This is a genomic window from Ohtaekwangia sp. (assembly GCF_036568665.1).
Taxonomy (GTDB): Bacteria; Bacteroidota; Bacteroidia; order Cytophagales; family Cyclobacteriaceae; genus Ohtaekwangia.
The window spans coordinates 1-3,644 of the sequence record NZ_DATCSD010000476.1 but is presented as its reverse complement, the minus strand read 5'-3'; the positions used below and the strand labels follow the sequence as shown (position 1 = coordinate 3,644).

The following is a 3,644-nucleotide window of genomic DNA, read 5'->3' as shown; positions in this document are numbered from 1 at the left end:
CACTGCAATCAAGTCAGCCTTTAATCCGGGATATACTTTTCCGATCAATGCATCCTGGTGAAATACTTTTGCATTTATACTGGTAGCTGATCGAAGTATATCTAATGTGTTCATACCGTATTCGGCCATGAGCTCTAACTCGAGTACGTTGTTGCCATGGGTAAATACACCTACATCACCTCCTACACAAATCGTTACGCCTGCCTTGAGTGCTTCCCGGAAGGTTATATGCTTCAGTGCTACACGTGCCGGGGCATTATCTATATCTTTTTTCCAGCCTTTATATATACTTACCGATTCTCCTGCCGCTATAGTTGGGCAAAGCGCAACACCTTTTTCTTTCATCAGCTTAAAAACTTCGGGTGTACCACCATCACCATGTTCGATTGTTTCTACACCGGCAAGTATAGCGCGTCTCATGCCTTCGGCTGTTGATGCATGTGCAACGGTTGGCCTACCACTGCTCTTTGCTGTTTCTACAATGAGCTTCATTTCTTCAATGGAAAAAGTAGCTCGTGCTTCATCGCTCAGTCCCCATCTATAGTCTGCGTAGAACTTTATTACATCTGCGCCTTTACCAATCTGATCGCGCACTACACGAATAAGATCCTGACCATCGGCTGCCTCAGCGCCCAGCATCACAGCGAAGTCAGTATCAAAACCTTTCGGGCCATAACTGCCGGTGGCAACAATCGCGCGACCAGCCACGAGCATTCGCGGACCAGGAATGATTCCTTGATTAATAGCTTGCTTCAATCCAACATCAGCATATCCGGCACCTTCCGAGCCTAAGTCGCGTACAGTGGTAAACCCGGCAAGCAGGGTTTTACGGGCATGTACAGTAGCCCTCACGGTACGCACAGCATCCGATTCTTTTAATACCTGTTCATCCCACGATGTTTCGTTGTAGGGATGAAGGAAGAGATGTGAATGTCCTTCGATCAACCCAGGCAATAATGTGCTGCCTTTAAGCTCAAGCACTTTTGCTTGTGGTGGAATATGTATAGCAGTTGCATCGCCTGCAGCAGCAATCTTATCGCCTTCAACTATTACAATCCAGTTGGTATGCATTTGTTCGCCATCAAATACGCGATCGGCTTTAATAGCATACGACTGTGCAAAGCATGACGCGGAACATAGAAATACAGCAACAAAGTATTTTATCATAAGAGGATTTATCGATAATCTAAAATACATATTTCACAATAAGATGATCACAATCCGGCTATATCGGGAATAACTTTCTTCTCGCGGCAGCGGGTTTGCAGCCAGCGGTATTTTTGCACTACCTTCGCAGGCAAAAAATAAAAGAATCGTGCTGCCCCAACACATTGCCATCTGCGGAAACATCGGCTCCGGAAAAACTACACTCGCGCAAAAGCTTTCTAAACATTATGGATGGCAGGCGCTGCTGGAATCGGTCGATGATAATCCCTATCTCCGCGATTTTTATGGTGATATGAATCGCTGGGCGTTTCATGTGCAGATGTATTTTCTGAACAGCCGCTTCAAACAGGTAAACAAGATCAGGGCAACCAACGATAAGGCTACTGTTCAGGACAGAACTATTTATGAGGATGCCTATATCTTTGCTGCTAATCTTCAGAAGAGTGGTTTTATGTCGGAGCGCGATTTTCAATGTTACCTGGATACATTTCATTCGATGATCACCTTTGTGCAACCACCTGATCTGCTCATTTACCTGAAAGCAGATATACCCAAGCTTGTAAGGCAAATCGAGAAGCGTGGCCGTGATTATGAATATGCTATTCGTATAGACTATTTAAAGAATCTCAACGAGCACTACGAGCAATGGATCAGTAACTATAGGCTTGGAAAGCTATTGGTGATTGATGTAAACAATCTCGATTTTGTTGCACAGGTAGAAGACTTTGCTGCCATTGTAAGTAAGATTGATTTTGAACTGAATAACCTTTTCAGTCAAACGTTATAAAAATTGATCTATAGCTTGATAACACTTTTCTCCTTTCAGTTTACAACAGGCGATCTGCTGATCTTTTTATTGGTAGCGATTTTCGTGGGTATGTCGAAGACTGGTGTGCATGGCACCGGCATGATCTCTGTTCCGCTGCTTGCTTCTGTTTTTGGAGGGCAACTCTCCAGCGGAGTAATGTTACCATTGCTGTGTATAGCGGATGTGATGGGAGTTTGGTATTATCATCGCCATGCATCGTGGTCTCATCTTAAAAAACTTTTTCCATGGGCTGTAGTGGGTACTATACTCGGAACCATTGTAGGAGGAATGATCGATGATGTGGTTTTCAAAATGATCATGGCTCTGATTATCGTTGCCAGCGTTATTATTATGCTGTGGCTCGAGCGTGGTCGCCACAAAGAAAATATACCGGATAATAAATGGTTTGCCTCACTTACCGGAACCACCGGAGGATTCTCTTCTATGGTTGGCAATCTTGCCGGTTCTGTAATGGCGGTATATTTTCTCTCGATGCGCCTACCCAAGAATACATTTATAGGTACAACTGCGTGGTTCTTTATGGTTATGAACTGGTTTAAAGTGCCGTTCCATGTTTTTGCCTGGCACACTATATCGTGGAATACATTTATGCTAGACCTGATTGCTATACCGCTGATTGCTGTTGGAGCATTTTTAGGGATAGTTATTGTACGTAATATACCCGAACGACTATACCGTTGGTTTATTATTGGCATGACACTGATTGCAGCGATTATGATGCTGATATAGTCCTGGCAAATTGTGGACTGGAATCAGCCATACAGACTTTCGTAGGTACTTGCTCCCTGCAAACCACCGGAGTGTATCATTAATATAGTTGACCCTTTTTTAAAAGCTCCACGCTTTGCCTCTTCCAGTATGGCCCATAATACTTTACCGGTATATATCGGATCCAGCGGCATACTATATATACGTTTCATTTCAGCAATAAACGCCATGAGTTCACTTGTTACTTTAGCATAGCCCCCGTGGTGATAGTTATGGAGTATTTTCCAATTGTTGTTACGAATAAAAACTTCGTTGGCTGCTTCATATTCTCTTAGCAGCTTTTCTACTTCTGCTTCGAGAAAATTACCTTTCAGTGCACTTACACCTATAATCTGTTTCGCTTGATTTGTTCCTGCTATTATTCCTGCAAGTGTTCCTCCTGTGCCGGCAGCCAAACATAAATAATCAAATGAAAGAGAAGATATACTCTGCGCAAATTCAACACATCCCTTTACGGCCAATGCATTTGATCCGCCTTCGGGTATAAGGTAAAATTCACCTGACTCATTATGAAGTTTCTCTACGAAAGATGTTTCGTTCTTCTTTCTATACTCCTCTCGTGAAACGAAATATAGCTTCATGCCACATTCACTGGCGAAACGAAGTGTAGGGTTAAAAGGGAGTACTTCTTCACCACGGATAATTCCTATACTCTTAAATCCGGCTTCGCGTGCTGCAGCAGCAGTTGCATATATATGGTTGGAAAATGCACCTCCGAAAGTCAGCAGAGTCTTTTGATTGGTGCGTTTTGCTTCTTCCAGATTGTAGCGAAGCTTCCACCATTTGTTTCCGGAGATGAAGGGATGGTTAAGATCTTCGCGTTTAATGATTAAACGTATATCGGCTTCCTGTAAAATCGGATGCAGCAATTCCTGAACGG

Annotated in this window: 4 protein-coding genes; 2 read left to right on the top strand and 2 right to left on the bottom strand. The window is 43.3% G+C overall.

Translation table 11 applies throughout. The features are described from left to right. On the bottom strand, positions 1-1,167 hold a 1,167-nt coding region (locus VIN08_RS27815; RefSeq protein WP_331972888.1), incomplete at its 3' end, for a metal-dependent hydrolase family protein. A 148-nt stretch (positions 1,168-1,315) separates the two neighbouring features. On the opposite strand from VIN08_RS27815, the gene VIN08_RS27810 reads away from it, so the two are divergent. Further along, positions 1,316-1,954, top strand: a complete 639-nt coding sequence (locus tag VIN08_RS27810; RefSeq protein WP_414693320.1) for a deoxynucleoside kinase — start codon at positions 1,316-1,318, stop codon at positions 1,952-1,954. A gap of 15 nt (positions 1,955-1,969) precedes the next feature. Further along, complete coding sequence (locus tag VIN08_RS27805; RefSeq protein WP_331972885.1) at positions 1,970-2,725, top strand: sulfite exporter TauE/SafE family protein; 756 nt, start codon at positions 1,970-1,972, stop codon at positions 2,723-2,725. Positions 2,726-2,748: 23 nt separating this feature from the next. Here VIN08_RS27805 and VIN08_RS27800 read toward each other — a convergent pair. Beyond that, the coding region (locus tag VIN08_RS27800; protein WP_331972883.1) for a 1-aminocyclopropane-1-carboxylate deaminase/D-cysteine desulfhydrase at positions 2,749-3,644 on the bottom strand (896 nt) is incomplete at its 5' end.